The following is a 486-nucleotide window of genomic DNA, read 5'->3' as shown; positions in this document are numbered from 1 at the left end:
GAGGACCTCATCGGCAAGGGCGCCCGGATGCTGCACGGGAACTCGATCACCGACCTCGACGAGCTCGGGGAGCGCCTGTTCAACCAGCACGTGCGTGACCGGATCTATCCGGAGATGCGGGCCATGGTGCGGGCCCACCAGGCCCGCGGGCACACGGTGGTGCTGAGCTCCTCGGCGTTGACCGTGCAGGTCGAACCGGTGGCCCGGTTTCTCGGCATCGACAACATTCTGAGCAACAGGTTCCAGGTGGACGAGAACGACCTGATCACCGGCGAGGTCGAGGAGCCGATCATCTGGGGCCCCGGGAAAGCTGATGCCGTGCAACGGTTTTCGGCGGCCAACGGCGTGGACCTGTCCAGGAGCTACTTCTACGCCGACGGCGACGAGGACGTCGCCCTGATGTACCTGGTCGGCAACCCGCGACCCACCAACCCGGCGGGCAAGCTTGCCGCGGTGGCCGCCAGACGCGGCTGGCCCATCCTGAAG

The 486-nt window shown here is 67.1% G+C and carries 1 protein-coding gene; it reads left to right on the top strand.

All coding sequences use genetic code 11. The features are described from left to right. The coding region (locus H7I41_RS11685; protein WP_264012746.1) for an HAD-IB family hydrolase at positions 1-486 on the top strand (486 nt) is incomplete at both ends.

The organism is [Mycobacterium] manitobense (assembly GCF_025821665.1).
GTDB classification, from domain to species: domain Bacteria; phylum Actinomycetota; class Actinomycetes; order Mycobacteriales; family Mycobacteriaceae; genus Mycobacterium; species Mycobacterium arseniciresistens.
This window is presented reverse-complemented; position numbering and strand designations above follow the sequence as displayed.